General features: G+C 40.8%; 15 protein-coding genes and 1 pseudogene. 10 read left to right on the top strand and 6 right to left on the bottom strand.

Annotated elements, in window-relative coordinates; translation table 11 throughout:
- Positions 1-247: 247 nt before the first annotated feature.
- The 5 genes from M886_RS13475 (at position 248) to M886_RS13455 (ending at position 5,425) form a co-directional block, all read left to right on the top strand.
- Positions 248-1,909 (top strand): adenosylcobalamin-dependent ribonucleoside-diphosphate reductase, encoded by a 1,662-nt coding sequence (locus tag M886_RS13475; RefSeq protein WP_048051328.1) that lies wholly within the window; start codon positions 248-250, stop codon positions 1,907-1,909.
- Positions 1,910-2,067: 158 nt separating this feature from the next.
- Positions 2,068-3,033: a DMT family transporter gene (locus M886_RS13470; protein ID WP_048051327.1), complete on the top strand. Its 966-nt coding sequence runs from the start codon at positions 2,068-2,070 to the stop codon at positions 3,031-3,033.
- Positions 3,034-3,136: 103 nt separating this feature from the next.
- The gene (locus tag M886_RS13465; protein ID WP_048051753.1) at positions 3,137-4,054 is read left to right on the top strand and encodes a DMT family transporter; all 918 of its coding nucleotides are present in this window, start codon (positions 3,137-3,139) and stop codon (positions 4,052-4,054) included.
- Between the two features lie 222 nt (positions 4,055-4,276).
- The gene (locus M886_RS13460; RefSeq protein ID WP_011034741.1) at positions 4,277-4,960 is read left to right on the top strand and encodes an ABC transporter ATP-binding protein; all 684 of its coding nucleotides are present in this window, start codon (positions 4,277-4,279) and stop codon (positions 4,958-4,960) included.
- A gap of 9 nt (positions 4,961-4,969) precedes the next feature.
- On the top strand, positions 4,970-5,425 hold the full coding sequence (locus tag M886_RS13455) for a PPC domain-containing DNA-binding protein (protein WP_011034742.1): 456 nt from the start codon (positions 4,970-4,972) through the stop codon (positions 5,423-5,425).
- Between the two features lie 160 nt (positions 5,426-5,585).
- Here the strand turns inward: M886_RS13455 and M886_RS13450 are convergent, their stop codons facing one another.
- Complete coding sequence (locus M886_RS13450; RefSeq protein WP_011034743.1) at positions 5,586-5,975, bottom strand: transcriptional regulator; 390 nt, start codon at positions 5,973-5,975, stop codon at positions 5,586-5,588.
- A 682-nt stretch (positions 5,976-6,657) separates the two neighbouring features.
- Here M886_RS13450 and eno point away from each other — a divergent pair.
- From eno to M886_RS13430, 3 genes are all read left to right on the top strand, one after another.
- On the top strand, positions 6,658-7,944 hold the full coding sequence (eno, locus tag M886_RS13440; protein WP_011034744.1) for a phosphopyruvate hydratase: 1,287 nt from the start codon (positions 6,658-6,660) through the stop codon (positions 7,942-7,944).
- A gap of 653 nt (positions 7,945-8,597) precedes the next feature.
- On the top strand, positions 8,598-10,193 hold the full coding sequence (locus M886_RS13435; protein WP_048051325.1) for an AAA family ATPase: 1,596 nt from the start codon (positions 8,598-8,600) through the stop codon (positions 10,191-10,193).
- A gap of 123 nt (positions 10,194-10,316) precedes the next feature.
- Entirely contained in the window at positions 10,317-11,963 is a 1,647-nt protein-coding gene (locus M886_RS13430) for a vWA domain-containing protein (protein WP_048051324.1), read from the top strand.
- A gap of 78 nt (positions 11,964-12,041) precedes the next feature.
- On the opposite strand, the gene M886_RS13425 is transcribed toward M886_RS13430, so the two are convergent.
- Entirely contained in the window at positions 12,042-13,754 is a 1,713-nt protein-coding gene (locus M886_RS13425; RefSeq protein ID WP_048051323.1) for a thiamine pyrophosphate-binding protein, read from the bottom strand.
- Positions 13,755-14,237: 483 nt separating this feature from the next.
- On the opposite strand from M886_RS13425, the gene M886_RS13420 reads away from it, so the two are divergent.
- Positions 14,238-14,696 (top strand): pyridoxamine 5'-phosphate oxidase family protein, encoded by a 459-nt coding sequence (locus M886_RS13420; RefSeq protein ID WP_048051322.1) that lies wholly within the window; start codon positions 14,238-14,240, stop codon positions 14,694-14,696.
- Between the two features lie 240 nt (positions 14,697-14,936).
- On the opposite strand, the pseudogene M886_RS13415 reads toward M886_RS13420, so the two are convergent.
- The 3 genes and pseudogenes from M886_RS13415 to M886_RS13400 all read right to left on the bottom strand — a co-directional run bounded on the left by M886_RS13415 (position 14,937) and on the right by M886_RS13400 (position 18,716).
- Positions 14,937-16,116: pseudogene (locus M886_RS13415) on the bottom strand (IS256 family transposase).
- A gap of 178 nt (positions 16,117-16,294) precedes the next feature.
- Positions 16,295-16,468: a hypothetical protein gene (locus M886_RS19205; RefSeq protein WP_235203964.1), complete on the bottom strand. Its 174-nt coding sequence runs from the start codon at positions 16,466-16,468 to the stop codon at positions 16,295-16,297.
- A 1,078-nt stretch (positions 16,469-17,546) separates the two neighbouring features.
- Positions 17,547-18,716, bottom strand: coding sequence for an RNA-guided endonuclease InsQ/TnpB family protein (locus tag M886_RS13400; RefSeq protein ID WP_048051318.1), 1,170 nt, complete (start codon positions 18,714-18,716; stop codon positions 17,547-17,549).
- A gap of 337 nt (positions 18,717-19,053) precedes the next feature.
- Between M886_RS13400 and M886_RS13395 the strand changes: the two genes are divergently transcribed.
- On the top strand, positions 19,054-19,680 hold the full coding sequence (locus M886_RS13395; RefSeq protein ID WP_048037677.1) for a serine O-acetyltransferase: 627 nt from the start codon (positions 19,054-19,056) through the stop codon (positions 19,678-19,680).
- Between the two features lie 246 nt (positions 19,681-19,926).
- Here the strand turns inward: M886_RS13395 and M886_RS13390 are convergent, their stop codons facing one another.
- Positions 19,927-22,155 carry a PGF-pre-PGF domain-containing protein gene (locus M886_RS13390; protein WP_048040303.1) on the bottom strand — a complete coding sequence of 743 codons (2,229 nt, stop codon included), beginning with the start codon at positions 22,153-22,155 and terminating at the stop codon, positions 19,927-19,929.
- Positions 22,156-22,627: the final 472 nt, after the last annotated feature.

Below are 22,627 nucleotides of genomic sequence, written 5' to 3'. Positions count from 1 at the left end.
TGTTTCTGATTATACGTTCTAACCGGATTTTCGGATATACTGATAAAAAATACCGTCCAATAAGAAATATAAGATGTTTTTAGAAAACAACGGTAACGTGTAACAGGAATGCGTAACAAGTCACGCATAACAGGATACGTATAACAAGTTACGCGTAACAGGAAATGTATAATAATTCACGCATAACAGGAAATTCCATTAAAAACTGTGAGTAAAAACTGCTGAATATGCGGGAGAAGCGATTTTTGTGTCTGAAACCGGAGAAGAATTTGATCTTCTTGCAATTGAGACTCTTAAATCCAGGTACCTTCAGGAAGGAGAGAAAGATTGGGAGGACGTCTGCAAGAGGGTAGCGAAAGCAATTGCATTAAACCGGGGAGAGTATACCGAGTTTCTTGACATTATTCTCAGTAAAGCCTTCATTCCAAGCTCTCCAACTCTTATGAATGCGGGGACACCTTCAGGCCAGCTTTCAGCCTGTTTTGTCATACCTGTTGAGGACGGAATAGAAAAAATATTTGATTCTGTCAAGACTGCTGCCCTTATACAGAAGACAGGAGGAGGTACGGGTTTTAATTTCTCAAAGATCAGGCCCGACGGCTCTGTTACTGTCTCAGGTGTGGGTACTGCGAGCGGACCTGTAGCTTTAATGCGGCTCTTTAATGAGGCTACCGAGATTGTAAAACATTTTGGGAAAAGAAAAGGCGCCAATATGGGGATTCTCGATATTTCCCATAATGACATTATTTCTTTTATAAGGGCAAAACGGACTGAAGGAGTCCTGAGTAATTTCAATATCTCTGTCATGCTTACCGATTCTTTCATGAGCCTGGCTGACGAAGGAAGGATGGATGAGGTCTGGAATACAGAAACAGGCACAAAAATAGGAGAAATATTTTCCGAAATCGTCGAGGGGATCTGGAAAAATGGAGAGCCGGGGGTTCTTTTCTATGACCACATAAACAGGGACAATTTCACACCTGCACTTGGAGACATTTCAGCGACAAACCCGTGCGGAGAAGAACCTCTCCTGCCTTTTGAATCCTGCAACCTGGGAAGCATTAATCTTTCCATACTTGTTGAGGACGGAAAAGTTAACCGGGACTCACTCAGGGAAGCAGTCCGAAAAGCTGTCCGTTTCCTGGATAATGAAATCGATGTAAATGTTTATCCTGTCCCGGAGATTGAGGAGGCAACAAAAAAGACACGAAAAATCGGGCTTGGAGTCATGGGCTTTCATGATATGCTTTTGAAACTCGGGCTGCCCTATGACTCGGAAGAAGCTCTCAGGCTTGCAGAAAAACTTATGGGCCAGATTAACCGGGCTGCTATCCGGGAGTCAGAAAAACTTGCAGCCGAAAAAGGGCCTTTTCCGGAATACGAAAACTCAATATGGGAATTTCCAGTAAGAAACGCAACATTAACTGCAATCGCCCCTACTGGCACTATAAGCATCCTCGCCGGCTGCTCGGCAGGAATTGAGCCTGTTTTCAGCTGGGTTTACAGGCGGGCCAGGGTAGCTGGAAAGGAATTCATGCTTGTGCATCCTTTTTTTGAAGCACATTTCAAGCAAAAGCTTCCGAAACCTGATTACGACCGGCTGCTTGAGCATGTATATGCTCACGGAACTCTGCAGGACATAACAGATTCAAAAATAGTGAGCGAGGAAGAAAAAGAGCTCTTCAGGTCAGCCCTTGATATTAACTGGAAAACTCACATCGATATACAGGCAGCCTTTCAGAGACACTGCCATGCAGGGATCTCAAAAACCATAAACATGCCTGTAGATGCCGGAAAAGAGGATATAGGGAAGGCTCTGATTTATGCCTGGAAACAGGGATTGAAAGGGCTTACAATCTACAGGACAGGAAGCAGACAACATGTTGTTCTCAATTTAAAAAAGCGCTGAAATATATATCCGAAAAGAATATGCTAAGTGTTAACCTGCGCTGAAATATAATAATAATTTTCATACCAAATGTATAAAATTTTTTATAAAGTGTTATACTACTGGAATCGTTGTTATCTTACTAAAAATATATATACATTCGTATCCCCTCATATAGCATGATTGCTGCCTCTAAACATCACCTTGAATTGCTCACCGCATGTGTTATTTATGGTACCGTCGGAATTTTTATGGAATATCTTAGGGACATGTCTGTTGGCTCCATTATTTTCTATAGAGTCCTCTTCGGGCTGTCAGCTATACTGTGCTATCTTGCAATTACCGGAAACCTCAGTCAACTTGCGTTAAAAAAGAAGAAAAAATACCTTCTTCTTTTAGGAATCTTATATGTTTCACAGATGTTTTCCTACTATTCTGCAATCCGGTACCTCGGTGCTTCTTCTGCCGTCCTTCTCCTTTATACAGATCCCATATACCTGACTTTCCTTGCTCCTGCTCTTCTTGGAGAAAAGAATACTGAGAAAACTATTTTTGCCCTTTTCCTTGGCCTCATAGGTGTATTTTACGTAACAAGACCTGAAGGCGGCTTTGAACAGATTGCATTCGGAAGCGACTATCTCAAAGGTGTGGTTTTCGGGCTCGTAGGCGGCCTTTTCAGCAGCGGTGTCATTATCTCCGTCCGCTACCTGAGAAACGAATACAACGGGCTTACCCAGCTGGTCTGGCAGAGTGTGATCAGTCTGGTCTTCCTGTCTCCTTTCGCAGTCACCCTGCCAGGACAGGTTCTTGTAGAAAACCTTTATACCCTCATGCTTTTCGGAGTAATGATTACAGGTATAGGTGCAGTGTTTTACATAAGAGGGGTTGCAGGAGTAAGTGCCATCACAGGCAGTATCCTGACCCTTCTTGAGCCTGTTTCCTGCATATTCTTCGATTACACTGTGCTGGGGAGCGATGTACACAGTGGAATGCTTATCGGATGTTTCTTTATCCTTGCAGCAGCAATTGTGATAAGCCTTGATAACTGCGTGTTTCTCAGAAAATTTATCTTCGGGGAAAAACTGGCCTCCAGCATAAAATTGCCTTTCTGGAAAAAAGAACTTTTAAGACCTCAGGGAAAATAAATTCCCTTCTTTCTTTTTATATTTCTGAGTTCAGAAAAAAATCCCGCTGAAAACCCGGTCTTACTCCAAAAAATATATATCCACAGTGTTTTATTTCTCGAATGTGCCAGTTCAGGAAAATTCTTTCAAGCCATATTCAGAGGTCATAACAGGCAGCATCATTTACGGTACCATTGGGGTTTTTCTGGACCGGGTTCAGGATATGTCTGTAGGGTCCGTTTTATTCTGCAGGCTTTTATTCGGCGTATTCATGATTTTCTTTTACCTGCTGCTGAGCGGAAGCCTGGAACAGCTCAGACTTCGCAGGAACAGAAAATATCTTTTACTGCTGGGTTTCCTTAATGCTGTAACAGGAATATGCTATCTATCTGCTATAAGGCACAGCGGGATTTCCACTGCCGTCCTTCTCCTTTATACGGCTCCGGTATATGTCAATCTGCTTGCTCCGGCAATTCTCGGCGAGAAGGGCAGCAGTAAAAGTTTCCTGCCTCTCATCCTTTCGGTTTTGGGGGTATTGCTTATTACGCGTCCCGGTGAAATTCTGCTTAACATTAGTGCAGGCTCCGAGTTCATAAAGGGCCTGTTATACGGCATACTTTCAGGAATCTCTTTCGGTACGACAATAATTCTGATCCGTTACCTGAGGCATGACTATACAGGGATCTCCCAGACTTTCTGGCTGACCGGAGTAAGCCTTCTTTTTATGTTGCCATCAGCACTTTTAACTCCTGCCTCAGTATTCTTAAAGAATTTCGATACTCTGTTTCTCTTTGGTATAACTATAACCTTCGCTGCTATCCTCTACCTCAGGGGAATTTCAGGCATAAAAGCGCAGACTGGCAGCATTCTTGCCCTTCTGGAACCCGTATCAGGAATCTTTTTTGACACGGTTGTCCTGAGAAGCCCGTTTTATATTTCGACTCTCCTGGGCTGCGTGTTAATTCTTACAGCAGCTTATCTCGTGAGTAGAAATGGAACCGGAGACCAGAGTCTAAAAACCGATAACCAACCAGTACTCTGATAGGTTTATGGTCTGTGCAATTCGATAATGGTGATATATTAATGGGCACAACAAAAATGATCAGCGATATTACGATAGGTGCTGCAGGGTTCAGGCTTTAAAATAGAATTTGCCGGACACAGGCAGTTAATTTTTAATATGTTTTCCATCCCGCTCCCAAAAGCTCTTTACTTAAGACCTCCTCTATTTTTAAGACTGAAGTTTTGAAATCGCAGGAAAAGCATGACAGACGAAATCCCAATTATAGAGCTTAAGAACCTGACCAAAACTTACAAAAACGGGGTTGAATTTCGCGCTCTTGACAGCGCAAACCTGATAATTCAAAAAGGGGAATTTGTTGCAATTGTAGGTCCTTCTGGTTCAGGCAAAAGCACACTTATGCATCTCATAGGTCTGCTGGACACGCCCAGCTCAGGAACCCTTCTTATAGACGGCAGGGACGTAACAAAGATGTCGGATAAGGAACGTTCCGCAGTGAGAAACAGGATGCTTGGCTTTATTTTCCAGTACCACCACCTTCTTCCCGATTTTACTGCTCTCGAAAACGTAATGATGCCGCTCCTGATTGCGGGAAAGAGCAGGGATGAAGCAAAGTCTGTTGCAGAAAAACTCCTTAAAGAGGTCGGGCTCGCAGACAGAATAGACCACAGGCCAGGAGAACTTTCAGGCGGGCAAAACCAGAGGGTTGCTGTAGCCCGGGCTCTCAGCTGTTCCCCGGCAATCGTGCTCGGAGACGAGCCAACAGGTAACCTTGATACGAAAACAGGGGATTTAATCTATGAACTTCTCCGCAGACTGAACAGAGAGTATAATCAGACATTTATTGTGGTAACCCACAATGAAGAGCTGGCTGGAAAAGCCGACAGGGTTATCAAAATTGTGGACGGAAAAATAACGGATCAGTGAGGGGAAATAATGGAGTACGCAAAAGGAAGGATAGGAAGGGTCTTTACCGTAAGGATTGACCACGGGGATGACCTGATTCTTGAACTTATCAAACTTGCAGAACTTGAGAAGATCGAGTCTGCTGTGTTTATGCTGCTGGGTGCATTGAAGGAAGGAAAACTTGTTGCAGGTCCGAAAGAAAACAGAAGGCCTCCTGAACCTGTCTGGACCGGCTTCAGTGACGCCCGTGAGATTCTCGGGATCGGGGACATTTTTCAGGAGGACGGGGAGCCCAAAATTCACCTTCATGCAGGGACAGCCCGGGGTGATGACATTAAACTGGGTTGCCTGCGAGGGGAAAGTGAAGTTTTCATGGTTGTAGAAGTATTTATTTTCGAGTTAGAAGGAATTTCTGCCAGAAGGATAATGGATCCGGAGCAGGGGTTTGCCCCCGTGAGCTTTATACAGATCCCTGATAACGAATAATATTTTCCAATTGATATAAATATAGTATTGTTCTGGAACCGGCCAGTTTAAGCTGAAAATGATGGAAAACAGATCTAGCAAATTGTCCCATTTCCATTTTTAAGAAACTTATTTTTCAGTTATTCAAACTTAATTGTTCCGAATTAGAACTGCAGTAAGGCTAGTTTTGCATTATGATTTCCAGTTCCCGTAATCTTTTTAGTGCAATCATCTTCTCGGTATTATCTCTTAAAAATTCCTCTTCGAGAGTCTGTACTATTTTCGGGAATGGCACAGTTAACTGGTAATATTTTACAGGTCTGCCTTTTCCTTTATTCTTCTTTTCGGACCTTTCATCCACCCAGCCCCTATCCCTTAGAGGGCGCATGGCTACACTCACTTCCGGTTGTCTGAGTCCGGAAACGAGTTCGATGTGAAGGGATCTGAGCTCTTTACAGTCTTTTAAACATACGATTGCGGTGGCCTCTGTCCTCGGGAGTCCCAGGCTCTGGAGCATATCAATGATTGAATACTCTTTTTCGGTTAAATTAACTGGAGAATCTTCGGTCATCGAGAATGAATAATACTTTCAGGTTTATATATTTTATGTAGATAAAATTATTTTTTTAAATAAATTGGGTACTGTAACCAGATAAAAAAGGTATCTAACCCTAGTAGTTCCTTTTTCATGGAGTTTGTGTATAAAAGACTTGAAGAACAAATCTCCAGAAAAAAATAGACTTTGTAGTTCTAACCAAAACCTTTAAAGCATGGGTTTGCAGGAATAAACATCTCTTAAGCAGAAAATAGACATTCAGGAAACAAAAAAAGAGGTTCTGTTGTTCCGGGAGATAGATGTCCTTGAAAGCTGGAAATAAATACTTCAGATAAATAAATAATCGGCTTTAGGCGCATTAATCTCTTCTATCCTTTAAATGGGGAAGATTTGCTCTGAAAAGATATGTGTGAATTCTCAAAACAGGATTCCTTAAAATGAGATTCCTTACATACTGCTGCCCTGAGATAGAATTGTCGTAGAAGAATAAAAAAGGAATGTCTCCTCTGAAAAAGAATATCTCTTCCGGAAAATGCAGGCACATCACTCAGTTAAATTATTCGTCCGAACCGGATAAAGAATTAAATACAATTCGGACATGTAACGCTTAGATTAACTGACGCATAGATCAACTAAAAGTCAAGTTCAAATAACAGAATATATGTATAGATAGTCAGAGATTAGAAAGGGTGAAATGATGTCGTATATCGGTTTACAGCAGGATTCTGGAGAATATAAGATCCAAAAGATACATGCTCGGGAGATCCTGGACTCAAGGGGAAATCCCACAGTTGAAGTTGATGTGTTTACACCTAAAGGATTTGGCAGGGCAAGTGTTCCTTCAGGAGCTTCCACGGGTACGAATGAAGCCCTTGAACTGCGTGATGCAGATCCTAACAGGTACGGAGGAAAAGGAGTCCTGACCGCAGTCAAGAACGTAAATACCATTATCCAGAAGGAACTGCTTGGACTTGATGTGCGAAACCAGCGGGAAATCGACGAGCTTATGATAGAGCTCGATGAGACCGAAAACAAATCTAACCTTGGAGCAAATGCCATTCTTGGCGTATCCATGGCAGTTGCAAAAGCTGCAGCTGACTCTCTTAATATACCGCTTTACCGTTATTTCGGCGGCTCCAACGCTTTTACCCTCCCAGTGCCCACAATGAATGTCCTGAATGGAGGAAAACATGCAGGAAACGAGCTTGCAATTCAGGAATTCATGATTCAGCCGAAAGGCGCAGAGACCTTCTACGAAGCTCTTCAGATCGGGGCTGAGATTTACCAGACCCTCGGGAAGTTCCTGGAGAATAAATACGGACGCTCTTCTACTAACGTGGGTTACGAAGGCGGGTACGCTCCAAAAATGGGCGAGTCCACAGAAGCCCTTGATGCGCTCGTACACGCAATTGAAGAAGCAGGCTATACCGAGTCTGAGGTCACAATAGGTCTTGATGCCGCAGCAACCGAGTTTTATGAAGAGGAATTCTATAACATTGACGGGAAGAAACTGGCTGCTCCTGAACTGCTTGACTATTATGTGGAGCTTGTAAACTCTTACCCGATCCTTTCTATTGAAGACCCCTTCTATGAGGAAGCCTTCGAAGACTTTGAAGCGCTTACCAATGAACTCTGGGACACAATCATTGTAGGTGACGACCTCTTTGTCACAAACATTGAAAGGCTGTCAAAAGGAGTGGACATGGGAGCAGCAAATGCCCTCCTTCTCAAAGTTAACCAGATTGGCTCAATCTCGGAAGCTTTTGATGCCGCAAGCATGGCTTCCAGAAACGGCTACACAGTAATTGTAAGCCATCGCTCTGCAGAAACTGAAGATACGACCATTTCAGACCTCGCGGTTGCAATAGGAGCTGAAATGATAAAGACCGGTGCACCGGCACGCGGCGAGAGAACTGCAAAATACAACCAGCTTCTCAGAATAGAAGAAGACCTTGGCGAAGTTGCACATTATGTGCAGCTCTAACCCTTTTTAATGCAGTTTTCTAATTTTTACCTTTTTTATTTTCATTCTTTTCGGCTTTTTACTTATTTTCAGTTTTTTACTTATTTCCTCATTTCCATTTCCCTATTCTTATTTCCATTTCCATTTTCATTTTCATTTTCTTCTTTACATTTTTATTTTTTTCTTTACATTTTCATTTTCGTTTTCATTTTCTTCTTTATATTTGACCACGTTACATATGACCACGAGCAAAAATCTTCTGCATCTTTTCTTATGGCCCTTCCTTCGGCATGGAGTATGAGATTTTACGGCAAATGATTATAATTTATCCATTTTTTAGTCCTCTTTATCAAAGCATAGTGAGAGAAATGTACAGCGAGCTGTTGTACTGTACAGCGGGCTGTTGTACTTGCAGTCCGACTCCCGGAAACTCAGGATTTTATGTGAAATAAGGCGTGATACTGGCAGGAGAAAGAAAATTGCAAGATTTAAAATAGGATCAGGCTAAAGACTTAGAAAAAAGACTGAAAACAGCTTTCGAAAACTCTTTTATCCAGCGTTACCTCATTATGGAATTATCTTATCAATAAAATTATTTCATAACCACACTACTATACTGTTGTACTACCATACCGTTATATGACTATTACAGTACCATATTACCATACTGTTATATGGCTATTACAATACCGGGAGGCTTGAACCTGAAAGAGACCCTTCTTGAGATAAAGGCAGAATTTGCAGGATACTTTAAAGAACGCGAAGCTGAGATTAACGGCTCTCTTCTCGCTGTCCTTTCAGGAGAAAACCTTCTCTTTCTCGGTCCTCCCGGTACGGCCAAAACCCAGCTTGCAGGAAGCATCTGCCAGATAATTGAAGGAGGGAACTTTTTTAATTACCTCCTGACCAGCTTTTCCACTCCTGAAGAGATTTTCGGGCCCCTTTCCTTAAAAGCCCTTGAAGAAGACGAGTTCAGGAGAAATATAAACGGATGCCTCCCGACTGCCCATGTTGCTCTGCTGGACGAGATCTTTAAAGCAAGCAGCGCTATCCTCAACAGCCTCCTTACCATACTGAATGAAAGAAAATACCATAACGGAAGAGAGATAGTTGATGTTCCCCTGCTGTCCGTCTTCGGGGCTTCAAACGAACTTCCGGAAGAAGACGAAAGTCTTGAGGCCCTTTATGACCGTTTCCTGTTCAGGTACAGGCTCTCATATATCCAGGACGATGAAAACTTCAAAAATCTTCTTTTCAGAGAACCCGAAGATTTCAGACCTTCTGCACGCATCCCGGTCTCAGAAATCGAAGAGCTCCGCAAAAATGCAAATTCTCTTTCTGTTGACCCTGATGTTGAGGTAATCGTCACCGAACTCAGGAAGAACCTCCAGCTTCAGGAGATAGAGATTTCGGACAGGCGCTGGAAAAGGATAGTCCAGGTCTTGAAAGTTGCAGCCTGCAGCAGCGGGTGTTCGGCTGTTGACAGGACAATGGCTCTTTTGCTCCAGCACATGCTCTGGAACCTCCCCGAAGAAAGAGAGACCATCAGAAAAGCAGTTTTTAAGCTCGTCGTTTCAGGAGGAACAGATACGGAAAAGCTCCGCCAGGATGCTGAAGACTTGAGGACAGCACTTAGTATTGCCCTGAAAAACGAACTCCCTGTTAGAGTAGTCTGCGACAGCTGCGGGGAAGAGTTTCAACTGAGGGAAAATCTTGAGGTTCATCATGCTGCCTGCCCGAACCACAGCTATACTCTCAGGCAGGAGGGGAATTCGAGGATTTACCCTTACGATAATCTGGTGAAGGAAATCGAATCTCTTCATGTGAGTTCAGGAAAGAAAAGTACCCTGTCTCAAAGCCAGAGAGAGGTTTTCGAAATAGAATTCGAAGCCCTGGCTGACAGAATAAACAGAGTAAAAAAGCGCCTGGAAGAAGAAAAAGAACTGCTCAGGGACCTGATGGAGGCAAACATCTGGCTTTCGACTGCTGACAGAAACGAAGCCCTGCTCCTGCATGATACCGGTAGCTCAGAGCTTTCAGGCACGGAAGAATTCATAGCTGAAATCCGTGATATTCTGAGCCTGCAAGATAAAGGAGGTAGGGCTGCAGGATCCGTACCCGTAAAACCTTCATCTTCCGGGCTATTATCTGAAGTTTCTCACTCAGGCTCTCATGCCGCAAAAGTGGAAGCAAAAGTCCAGGCATCTGATTTGGGAAACAATGCCGGAGGTTTCATAAAAGGGCTCGGGTCCAGATTCAAGCTCAGATAAAAAGCAAAACTGGTATCGAAATATTGTTTAAGGTGTTAAGATATTAGTCAATATCAGATACTGGTCAGTTATTGATGTATTGTCAGTTATTGAGGTGTTGGAACGGAAGACAAAACCGGTTTTTTGAGCTCTCTGGACAGCGCCCCATCAGGGTCTTACTCGTTTTTTTCAAGAAACAGGCTCTGGCATGATTCTCTTTCAGTCCAGAGACAGACGGCTTTTCTTCTTGAAGGGGAATTGAGAAGCATCATCGCTTATCCCAGGACAATCCCCAGGTCTCTGCGTGAAAAAATATCTGAAGTTATCGCACTTGAAATTCTTTTTGGCCAGCCGTATGAAATAAAAGATACTGAAAAGTTTATAGGACTTGCAGGGGCTTTTTACCCAATCTTCCTGACTTTGAAAAACTCAAGGCCATGGCCCAGGCTTCAGAAGATTGCAAAACGAAGCAGGGGAGCCGGGGTTGCATGTTTGAAACTTCTTCTTCCTTTAATTTATGACCTTATGGAACGCTTTTCAGAAAATAGAGGCCCGAATTCGGAAACAGGATTATTAAAGGAACTGAATGCTGAAACAGAAGCCATCCTGAAGGAATTTGAAAAAATCCTTAAACAAACTTTCCTCCTGAGGCAAAAAAGTTATTCAGATGACTCTTCATCTGGAGATTCTCCGGGATCAAGTTCTTTTTCCGGGAATCCCGATATTTATGAAGCTGTCCTCGGCTTCATGCAGCAGGACGGAAGCCAGGCTTTTCTTGACGGGATAATGGAAGGAGTGTACAGCAGGATGCAGGAGTTCATCTCTGAAATGGAAGAAAACCTGGACCTGTTTGATATCCTTGCCCTGCTCTTCCCTGGCAGAAGCTGGAGTTATTCCGTAAAAGAACTTAAAAAAGAGCCTTTTTATGTCCAGCTCAGGATGTTGAAAAGCTATTCGGCTTTTTTTGAGAAAAACCCTGACCTGAGAAGGATAATAAATTTTATAGGCAGGCAGGAATTTGACCCTCCTTCTGACCGCATACGTTATTCTCCTTTTGGAAAAAACCGGATCCAGACTGTAAGGTTTTCGGACTCGATAAATAACCTGCTGCCCATGGAAGCCGCAAAGCTCCTTAACCCTGCTCTGAAGCGAAAATTCTATGCTGACATGCTTGAAGGAAAACTCCTGAGCTACCAGCTTCTTGGCAAACACTACACAGGCCCTCCCCGAATAAAACCCAGAGGCCCTATGATTGCGCTCGTCGACACCTCGGGATCAATGCACGGGACTCCCCAGACCCTTGCAAAGTCTGCAGTGCTTGCAATGGCAAAGCTGATGCTCTCCCAACAGCGGGATATGAAGGTTATCCTTTTTGCTTCCACAAGCCAGCACCTTGAAATTGAGCTCAGCAATAGAAAAAAGATGTCGGAGAGATTTCTTAACTTCCTCCTCTACACTTTTGGCGGCGGAACAGATTTCAATACCGCGCTTGCTTCAGGCCTTAAATCCCTTAACGAAAAAGACTTTCAGGGTGCAGACCTGCTTTTTATTACAGACGGGAAGTCCGAAATTTCTGATGAACTTGTCCTGGCTCGCTGGGAAGAGGCAAAAAAGAAGTATAACGCAAAGGTCTATTCGCTGATAGTCGGAGGCAGCGGAGCAGGCGGGCTTTCGCAGATCTCGGATTATACGTATATTGTGGAGATGGAGCAGGATAAGGAAAGTTCTGGAGGCAGAGTGAAGCTGGTAAAATGTGAGACCGGAGGATTTGAAATTAATAAAATTTCCTGAATATCCGGAACTGTTTTATCCGTAACTGAAACTCTGCTTTCGCTTTCTCCTCCGTCTTCAGAACATAGTTTTTAGATGTCAAGTTGATTTAATGTAAGGGCCAAGGATCATATCTTTATAAGACCCCCCTGCCGGGACCCTGGGATACAGGATCTCTTCCCTGTCAGTGCAGGCTTCCAGGAAGCAATGTCCCTCTGCACTCATAAATGCTTCCATTTTCACATTCAAATCATTTCTGTTGCTTACCCTCTCTGCATAACTGAAACCAAATGACCTTGCAATCTCTGCAAAATTCACATCTTTTGGCCTTTGTGTTCCTGTGCGTACTCCTTCATAAGCTGCATCCTGAAGGTTCTGGACCATACCATCGCTTCTGTTATTCAACATGAGAATCTTGATTGGAAGGTTCAGTGATGCAATAGTATGCAGTTCTCCCAGATTCATTCTCAGGCTGCCGTCACCATCGATTGCTATAACTCCTGAATGTGGGTTCGCATAATGGACACCGATTGCTGTGGGCAGGGAAAAGCCCATCGTGCCAAAGGAGCCGGAAGTCATGAAAGATTTTGGGCATTGCATTGACAGGTACTGAGCTGCAAGTATCTGGTGGTTGCCTACACCAGTAGTTATTTTGGTGCTTTTGTCGACGTAGTTTGCAAGCATTGAAATGACCTCGGCAGCCTGTATGTATTCGGATGATCTGTTGTAATTCAGAGGCCACGACTTTTTCAGGTATCTTGCACGCATCTGCCATTCCCGAATATCAAGACGGATATTATGCTTCCTGGCATAATTCAACAGGTCTCGGAGCGCTGTGGCGGCATCCCCTATGAATGTGAATTTCGGGCTGCGCTCGATTTTTATCTGATGCATTTTTTCGGGATTGATATCAATGTAAGCTATGTCAGTACCTATTGCAAACCCGACCTTTTCCGCAACCCGGTCATCCCATCTTACTCCGATAGCGAAGAATAAGTCGTTCTCCTGTATGAGCATGTTTGCATAAGGTGTACCGAACATTCCCAGCATTCCCAGGTTCATGTCATGCCTTTCGTCAACGACACCTTTTGCCATAAGTGTATTGACAGAAGGTATTCCGAAAAGCTCATTGAATTCCCTGACTGCCTGGCTTCCGGACTCCGAATTCAGACCGCCTCCAAGATAGAGCAGGGGCCTTCTGGAGTTGAGCAGCAGCTTAAAAAAATTTTCACACTGGCCTTCAGACAGATGTCTATCATCATGATAACTTCCCTCGAACCTTTTGACGTCCATACCATGATACTCATGGTTTTTTATCTGTTTGTCAAGAGGAAAATCTATGACTACAGGTCCGGGTTTTCCTGACTTTGAAAAGTAATAGGCATCCTTGATTATGGTTTCTATGTCATCACCATTGGAGAGCTGTATGACCTTTTTGGCTGCATCCCTGAAGATACCTCTTACGTTAATATGCTGAAAGGAATCGGTGCCTATCTTATGCTCAGGGACCTGCCCTGCAAATACAAGCAGGGGAATGCTGTCCCCATAAGCATCAGCAACACTCGTGAGCGCGTTAGTTATGGCAGGTCCGGATGTAACTATAGCCACACCTACCCGGTTACTTGACCGTGAATAGCCTGCCGCGCTGAATGCTGCAGATTGCTCATTGGAATTAACTATAATCTCAATATCACTATGCCTGAGGGCATGAAATACCGGAAGTATTGCTGCTCCCGTATAGCCAAAGATATGTTTGACACCAAGGTCCTCCAGACACTTAATCAGGACTTCTGCTCCATTCATTTCTTTCATCTTAAAACACCCGGAAAGAAACAAAACTGGCACAGAATGCACTATTCAGTATAATAACCAAAAACAGCACACTTGAGCCAGAATGATTTCTTTTTCTTGCTCAAGCAAATAGTACTACCACTACTACAGTTACTACGGATACAGGAAAATCGGATTCCGTGTACTTTGTGGTAGAACTTAACATTAGGAGAGTAGAAGAAGAATCTTATACTTAAGAGTTGTCATGGGTTTTCTGACTATTCGGCATCGGAGCGTGGAGAAATTCTGAAAACCGATTGCAGAAGAATTATTAATAAACCAGCCTATAAAAGCTGAGCATGTCTTTTTTTCAAGTTTTATCTTATCTAATATTGTTTTAGATGTAATTATTGTTTTAGATGCAATATCTAAAATATAAATGAAAAGTTATCAGGTTAGTAAGCTTTATAGAATTTAGTAAGCTTTATAAAATTTTTCACAAATTATCTCTTTCAGGTGAAAAAAATGGGAAGCCAGAAATTGATATCTGACAGGCAGCAAATCGAAGACATCCTTTCAAAAGCAAAATTTATCCGCATCGCTCTCTCTGATGACGAAACGCCGTACATCGTCCCAATGTCTTTCGGCTATAAGGAAAACGCTATCTATCTCCACAGCTCCCAGAAAGGCAGGAAAATTGAAATTCTTAAAAAGAACCCCAGGGTCTGTTTTGAAGCCGCCGCCGAAACAGAACTTATTACTGCTAATGACCCCTGCAAATACAATGTTCGCTACAGGAGTGTTATCGGGCACGGGAGGGCAAAGTTTCTGGAAGATTATAGCGAAAAAGTCAGGGGGCTTACTGTGCTTTCAGAGCATTACGGAAAGAAGGGACCGTTTGAATTTGAGGAGTGGAAGGTTAACAGGTTGTGTGTGATTAAGATTGAGATTAAAAGGATTACTGGAAAAGAAAGTGGATTTTAATCCTTGTCCCTTTACCCCGAAAACCGTTTTTCAAGCCATAGTTAGATATAAGCACCTCAGCCAGCTTGTTTGGCGGCTCTGCTCAAAAAACAGAAAGAAAATTGAGACTAAAGAAGAAGCTTGAAAAATAAGTCTTTATTAGCAAGTTTAGGTCCTATTTACATCCTGATAGATTTATGCCCGGCAGTGTGTTTAATTTTCTGTAAAATCTACTCTCTACCCCTTACTCTTCTTTTTTGATTACTGTTCCATTACTATATACTTGTTTCCTGTGATCCAGTCTTCATTTATATCAATTAGTATTGAGACTACCAGTCTCAATACTGAGTCCTGGTTAGGAAATGCTCCAACTACCTTGCTTCTTCTTTTGAGCTCCTTGTTGGTCCTCTCCATCATATTTGTTGTCCTTATTTTTTTCCAGTGTTTTTCTGGAAACTGCATATAGTTCATTGCATCATACTGAAAACTTTCAAGGGTATCAGCTGCGCCTTCATACCCCATACTATCCAGTTCCATAATCAGGTCATTCAACTTCTGACGGTCTACTAATGCTTCTTTTATCTTCTCAGCCACTTCTTTCTGCTTCTTTTTTGGCATTTTCTTGAGAACTTGTCTTGTCAGATGTACGTGGCACATCTGCCAGCTTGATCCAATAAAAGACTCTTGGACTGCTTTCTGTATTCCTTTATGACCATCAGAAATAATTAACTTGACACCTCTTAACCCTCTTTTTTTCAGATCATCGAATAGATCTTCCCAGAACATAGAGGCTTCACTGTCTGCTAATCTTGTTCCAAGAATCTCACGGTAACCATCATCCCTGATCCCAGCAACTACAAAGAGAGCTTTGTTTTCGTAATGAAGTCCATCTCTTACCTTGAAATAAGTCGCATCGATAAGCAAGTAAGGGATTTCATGTTCTATTGGCTTTGAGAGAAATTCTTCAACCTTCTCATCCAGTTCTTTTGTAATCCTGGAAACACAAGAGGCTGAAATTTCTCCTACTCCTAATGCAGTCATGACCTTTTTCACCCTTCGGGTGGAAACTCCTTGAAGGTAAGATTCAGCTACAGCGGTTAAGATGGCCTTTTCAACTCTTGAATATTTCTCAAAAACCTGAGTTTCAAAGGGAAACTCACGGAATTGAGGCTTTAACAATTCGAGTTTTCCATGCTTGGTCAGGAGAGTTCGGGGTTTGTAGCCGTTTCTACTGGCTTTACGTGAATCTGTCCTCTCATAACGTTGTGCACCAGCTTGGAGGAGGGCTTCCTCCTCCATTACAAGGTTTAAAAACCACGTAATTAAATGGCGAATTCCATCTTCCTGATCGACAAGATAATCTTTTATGAGTGGGAATAAATTAACCATTGACTCTGCATCCTCTTTTTTTTGTGGTGAAAGGAAAAGGATACAGAGTCAATCATATTTTACAGAACTTTCGGTACACTGCCTTTATGCCCTGTAGGAAATTTGGCTATTTTCACTCTTATTTTTGTTTTTTTAATTTGGCATGAAAGTACTTCCAGATACTTTCATTTTTTGGGCATGTTATTCCAGGAATATCATGAGCGTTTTTTGGGTATGTTATTCCAGGAATATCATGTGCGTTTTTTGTCTTCTTTATTCCATTCCATTAAAGCCTTCTCTATAGATATCAATGTAAAAATAGTAGTATTGAATATCTCGTCCGGATGTTGTGGCATCCAGCTGATTTCATCGAGGACGTCTTTTGGGAGCCTGACAATATCGTTCATTTCTTCTCCAATTGTCATGAAATACTCAGTATATCGTGAACCATATCTACTTTTATTAGACGCGGTGATAGAGATATACTGAGTAAACGATCCATCATTCATTATATCTCTTGAATATCTGTATTGAATTTCTTTGGCACAATCAGAGTAATCGTTGTTGAGTCTTCTGATGGTATCTGGAATCGATTCACCATTCTTCTGCAAAGCTTTCAGGTCTGAAAATACACTTTTAGAAAGTCTGATAGTTTTGTAGTGCTTCATATTACTATTAATTTAATTAAACATATTAATCTTCTACTACATATGTAGTTAATATTCTCTGTGCCAAAATTCTCTTTCTTCAAAATTTATTTAAATGGGGTTTTGCTAAAATTGATATTAGTGCTATAAAAGCAAATAAATAGCTTATTATGGTATATTTTACCAAAAAATTACTTTTAAAGCCTTTAAATTAGTGCTGAAAAATGCCTTTGAATACGAATCAAGCTTCATAAACTGATATAATATTACTTACAAATAAAAAATTATAATTTATTAGGATTTATTTCCAAAAACTTCATAAAATTATAAATATCTATTGTGTTTTTAAAGTTTAAATGGAGTTTGTTTGGTAATTAATAGCTTATTAATAGTTCTAATAGTACATAAGGGGATATAAAAGTATTAAATGGATTTTAAATCATTAATAAATAAATTTTTAATAAACTAAGATGTATTAATGATCATTAGTGGAAATAAAGGAATATAAGGGATAATAGCAAAACCTCAAATGTTATAAAATTTTTTGTACTCTGGTTTGTAAAATTAATTAAGGTTTTCTACAAAGCCATAGAAAAAGTCAACCTTATGCTAACTGGATGGGAAAAATACAGCGAATGCGGTTTGCATCTCGCTCTATTCCTTTCAGTACCTCAACGGCCGCTTTCATGTCCAACTCATTATAACGAAACGCCATCCGCAATAATTCATCAGGAGCCATCTTATCATATTTATCAACCCTGGGCACTTTATTCCTTATCTCATATTCCGTCATGTAACTATGTACGTCAACTACTCGTCACTAAAGTGACAAGCATGGATATCCCTGATTTCTCTCTCAGATCATACTATCCGTATGGGTGGTTGACAGACACCCCTGTGACTCTAAGATATACCTATAGTCACGTGTTCTATGTTCGATGTTTCGAGCACCATTTAAATCGGCATTAAGATCAAAACCACAAGCCGTACATCGAAACTTTAATCCATTTCGATTGTTTTTAGATATGTGGTTACACCTGCAACAAGTCTGAGAAGTATATTCTGGATTTACATACTCTGTTATTATTCCAACATTTTTGGCTTTATAATCAATAAACTGTTGTAACTGATAGAAAGCCCAACTGTTATGGAGGTATTTTTGTTTCTTTCTCAACTTATTATTAGTACGATCTCTTATTCCGGTTAAGTCCTCTAAACCGATTACAGAAACACTATTTTCAACTGCAAATTTTACAATTGCTTTAGAGATGCAATGATTAACATCTGTCATTAGACGTTTCTCTTTCCCTGCTAACCGTTTCAGTACACGTTTAGCTGACAAAGTTCCCTTAGATTGTAATCTTGCTCTCATATTTTTGTAGACATTTCTCTGGTTCTTTATTTCTCCGCCAGCAAAGAATTTGCATTTCTTGTCAGTGGTAGATGTAACCGCAAGATAATTAATGCCTACATCAACACCCATGAAAGTAGAAGCGTCCTCGATTTTCTTCTCAGGTAATTCCTGAGAAATGGTTAGATGGAAATAATAATCTCCGTCTTTATGTTTCACTACTTTGGATGCTTCAAATTTCCACGGATCTTTAAAAAATGGTAATACATATTCGTAATTCTGGATTTGGTATGTCTTTCTTCCGTGACTGAAAGTAGTGATACTCACCGAATTTTCTGAGATGATGTAATCTCTCTTGTATGATAATGTCATGGATGTCGGAGAATACGTTACTTTCTGCCAATAACTCATACCTATTTTTGCCAGTTCTACTATTGTTTTGTACGTTCCTGCTACTTGTCTTGGTATGTTACAACTTACCTGAGATTTCAATCCAATTTTTTCTCTGAGATAAGGATACACCATCTTTTGTAATTTCATAGCAGGTATTATTTTTCCGTGTTCAAAAATAATGTTGGATGTGTAATTCATACCTTTAGTGTATTTTTGCATGGTTTCTACTAAATCAAAATCTGGATTTAGAATTTTTAGTTGTATTGTTTTAGTAGATTCCATAATACCCAAGATTCACATAAATGTATTTATAGATTTTGTGTGAAACTATGCTCATGCAGGGGTCGTTAAGATGACGCATTCCTCCCGCCACTAAAGTAACGGGAATCCTGCTTAGAGTCTTGAAGTAAAAAGTCAGACCTGTAAACATCGTGGTTAAATTGAAGTTTTAGGAAGTAGACGGATTCCATTTATATACCAGTAAATGAATGTCATTTTAGCTGGCGAAGGCTTAAAATCCTGTTTCAAAGAGTTTGGGGATTAAAGGCGCCTGTTCAACTCATCCCATGGTCTGAAGTTTAAAGTAAGATTAATATTATAAAATTCAGGAATATAATTCATGATAAGGTCAAAACACGAATATGAATACTATTTAGAAGCAGATAGAATTGCGCTGGGCAAAAAAAGGAAAAAGCCGCGGCTGTTTTTAGATGAAGTATGGGTGTTTCAGAGATTATTGAGGAAAATAGAGTATTATAAAAACTGTAAAAAATCTATTTTTTATCGTCCCTATTATTATTATCTGTATTTAAAGTTTCATCTGCTAAGAACTTTCCTTGGGTTTTATATAGAGCCAAATGTTTTTGGGCCGGGCTTATCAATAAGCCACCCGGGCACGATTATTGTCAACGGAAATGCAAGAATAGGCGAGAACTGCAGGATACATGTATGTACGGTTATAGGAATCAAAGCCGGATCAGAAGATGAGAATTTGACGCCAAAAATAGGAAATAACATTTACATAGGACCGGGAGCAAAAATATTCGGGGATATAAAAATTGCCGACGGAATAGCTATAGGAGCCAATTCAGTTGTGAACAAGTCTTTCACAGAACCAAATATAGGAATCGCAGGGGTTCCAGCCATAAAAATAAATGATAAGGGCTCTGAAAACCTGCTTCCAAATAAAGCACTTGAAGCATTAAAAGAAAATTATCCAGAACTCTTCAAAAAATCTAAAGAGTAATCTGATATTTCCCGGGGATTTATCATGAATTTTGTTTTCTGTAGAAATGGACTCCAGGTATTAGTATCTCTGGACTAACTTACTAAAAATGTAAAATATAGAATATAAAGTATAAAATATAGAACATAGAATATAAAATATAAAATATAGAATGTAAAATATAAAATATGATACATAAATAATTAAAAAAGGTAAGGAATTAACAAATAGATGATAAGGCTCAATGTCCCTACCATCTCAGTGGAATTATCTCCTTCTGCACAGTACACCAAGAAGTCCGATAATGCAATAAATCAGCTCAAATCCGGGCATACTTATTTTTTCTTTCTCAGGAGTAACTTTATTTTCCGTCTGCTCAGGCTTTACTTCAATTCCTGGCCCTTTACTTTCATTGTTCTGTTCAGGAATTTCAATATCAGGTTCAGGCATTATATCAATCACGTTTTCTTTTGCTGCCGCCCTGCCCGTTATTGCAAAAGGAGAGAATCCCGGAGTTTCTGCCGTAAAATACAGGTATGTGCCATCTTCCCCTGATAAACTGGTTAAAAGCGGATTCCATTTTTCATCATTATACCTGTTAAGGGTTATAGAAGACTGTTCAATCTTTTCCTCCCGTATCCATGTCTTATTAACCCTGAAACATATTACCGGATTTTCAATACTATCTGAGGTTCCGTATCCACTGTTCCCGACCCAGAGATTAAAATATTTATATACATTTTCTGGAGGCGGGGATGAGACCAGAACGGATTTATTTTTCAGCATCTCTACAGTGGCTGTTGTCTTACCGGTTGTCTTTTTTGAATCAAAACCTATATACAAAACGCAGGTCGCATTCTTTGAAAAGTCAAACTTTACTCCTTTTCCATTCGTAATGAAGACCTGAGAAAGTTCCTTTACCTCAATGTTTCTGGGAGTTTCGGGAGAACCACCTGTACCGCCGCCACCGCCGCTGCTCTTTCCACTGTTATCTTTATCGTTTTTCTCATCATCTCCTTCATCTCCATTGTTTCCGTTATCGTCATCACTGCTGTTATTTGACATGTCAATTTCTGATTTTGAGGCATATCTCGTATTTCCGTACGGACCAATGTTTATCCTGTCTCCGTTGGGTTCCGGTTCATTAGAATAATCGGATAAAGAATAACCCGCATCGATGCAGGGAGAACTTATATTATCAATTACCCAGCTGCTGCCATTCCAGCGGCCTGCTTTTGACTTCAGGTGATAGTCATGTTTATCCCTGTCTGCGTATTGAGGATCTGCAACTATATCCCATGGTGATGCTTCAACACCTGCATAGTCGCCGCCTAAATTGTTATATAGAGAGTTATTTTGCAGGACAAAAAAATGTGTTTCCGGGAGCTGGTTGCGTATCCCATATCCCGCAATTCCGGATGCTGATGAGCGGATATTGCTTATTATGTTGTTTCTTACTGTGAGGACATATCCCGAACCATCAGGAGAATGATAATAAGTTTTATCCTGGGCAATACCGTTTCCGTATGCCCCATCAATAACGTTGTTTTCAATAAGCCCATTGAACCCTTCGGACACGATTCCGCCTATCAACTTATTGTTTGAATCAGTTCCAGTATCGTAAATCTGGTTATGATGAATGTGGACATATGCCGAAGAGTTAGAATAGCTTCCCGATCCGAAAACCAGAATTCCTGGCAGTGCGGTATTGTATATTGTGTTAGCATATATCTCAATGTTATCCATTGCAAAGTCAGATCCGTCCTTCTGGATCTCAATACCCGCACCACCGGAACTTTCGGAGGTAATAGTGTTATTATAGAACCTTGCATGGTTTGTATTATATAACCTCAGACCGCTGTTCGTTCTGCAGATAATTATATTGTCATAAGCTTCCACGCCTGAACAGAGAATAGCATACAGGACATCGTGGCCCAGCATGTATGCGTTATTATTACAGAATTTTACATTGGAGCATCTGTCAGCCTTTAAACCGTCCCCATGGTTATTTGTCAGATACATATCACACACGCTTATGTTTTGACAATCGCTCAGGTGAATAAAATTATAGTAGCCGTCTCCGCTGACTACATTTCTGTTTCCTTTCCTGTTCCCGTCAAGAGTAAAACCGCGAATCGTAATGTCGTGGCTGCCAGATTTATTTTCTTTAATCATCGGCTGCGATCTGGCCCAGTTAGCACTGCTGGTAAGCTTTATTGTTGCATTTGAATCTCCTTCAAGGATCGTATTGCTGTCTATCAGAAGAGCACTGTCAACAACATATGTAAACGGCCCTTTGAGATAGACAGTTGTATATTCAGGATTTTCAGCTACAAATTTAAGGGCCTGATTAATCTGCACATGATCATCAATTCCATCACAGTTAAAGTCTCCACTTTCATTTCCATCAACGTACACTACTGGCGCTGCCATGCACAGAGCAACAGGAACGTGTATAAGTACCAGGAAGACTGTAAGTAAAAAAATAATTAACATTCGATTCAACTCTAATCACCCTTAAATTATCTGCAGCTCGAAATTACGTCATATATTTTTCAGTTAAACTATATTAATTCTGAATAAATCAGGAGTTAAACTGAACTCCAGAACATAATTAAAATTTTAAAATTTTATATGATACTTCGTGGACCCATTTTCCATAACGTGAATATGGGCATATCCTGCCTTTTTGAATTCAGGAAGACTCCTGTACAGGGGATAAGCAACCATTCAGGTTCAGCTTTCTTCCCCTCAAAACCTTTATTGTTCAATGTAGTCAAAATCAACATCAATAAGCCTTATTTTTCAGGTTGAAGTGATACAGGATTTCTTCTCATGAATTACTGTTAAAAATTTATATTTCCTCATCGGAAGGTTTTTCGCTTTTTTACTCAATATAACTACATCGAACTTAGTATAAATATTTATTTAGTTAAAGCGCTGTGCCCAAAACGACTGAATAGATGTG

It is taken from the genome of Methanosarcina soligelidi, from assembly GCF_000744315.1.
Lineage (GTDB): Archaea > Halobacteriota > Methanosarcinia > Methanosarcinales > Methanosarcinaceae > Methanosarcina > Methanosarcina mazei.
This window is presented reverse-complemented; position numbering and strand designations above follow the sequence as displayed.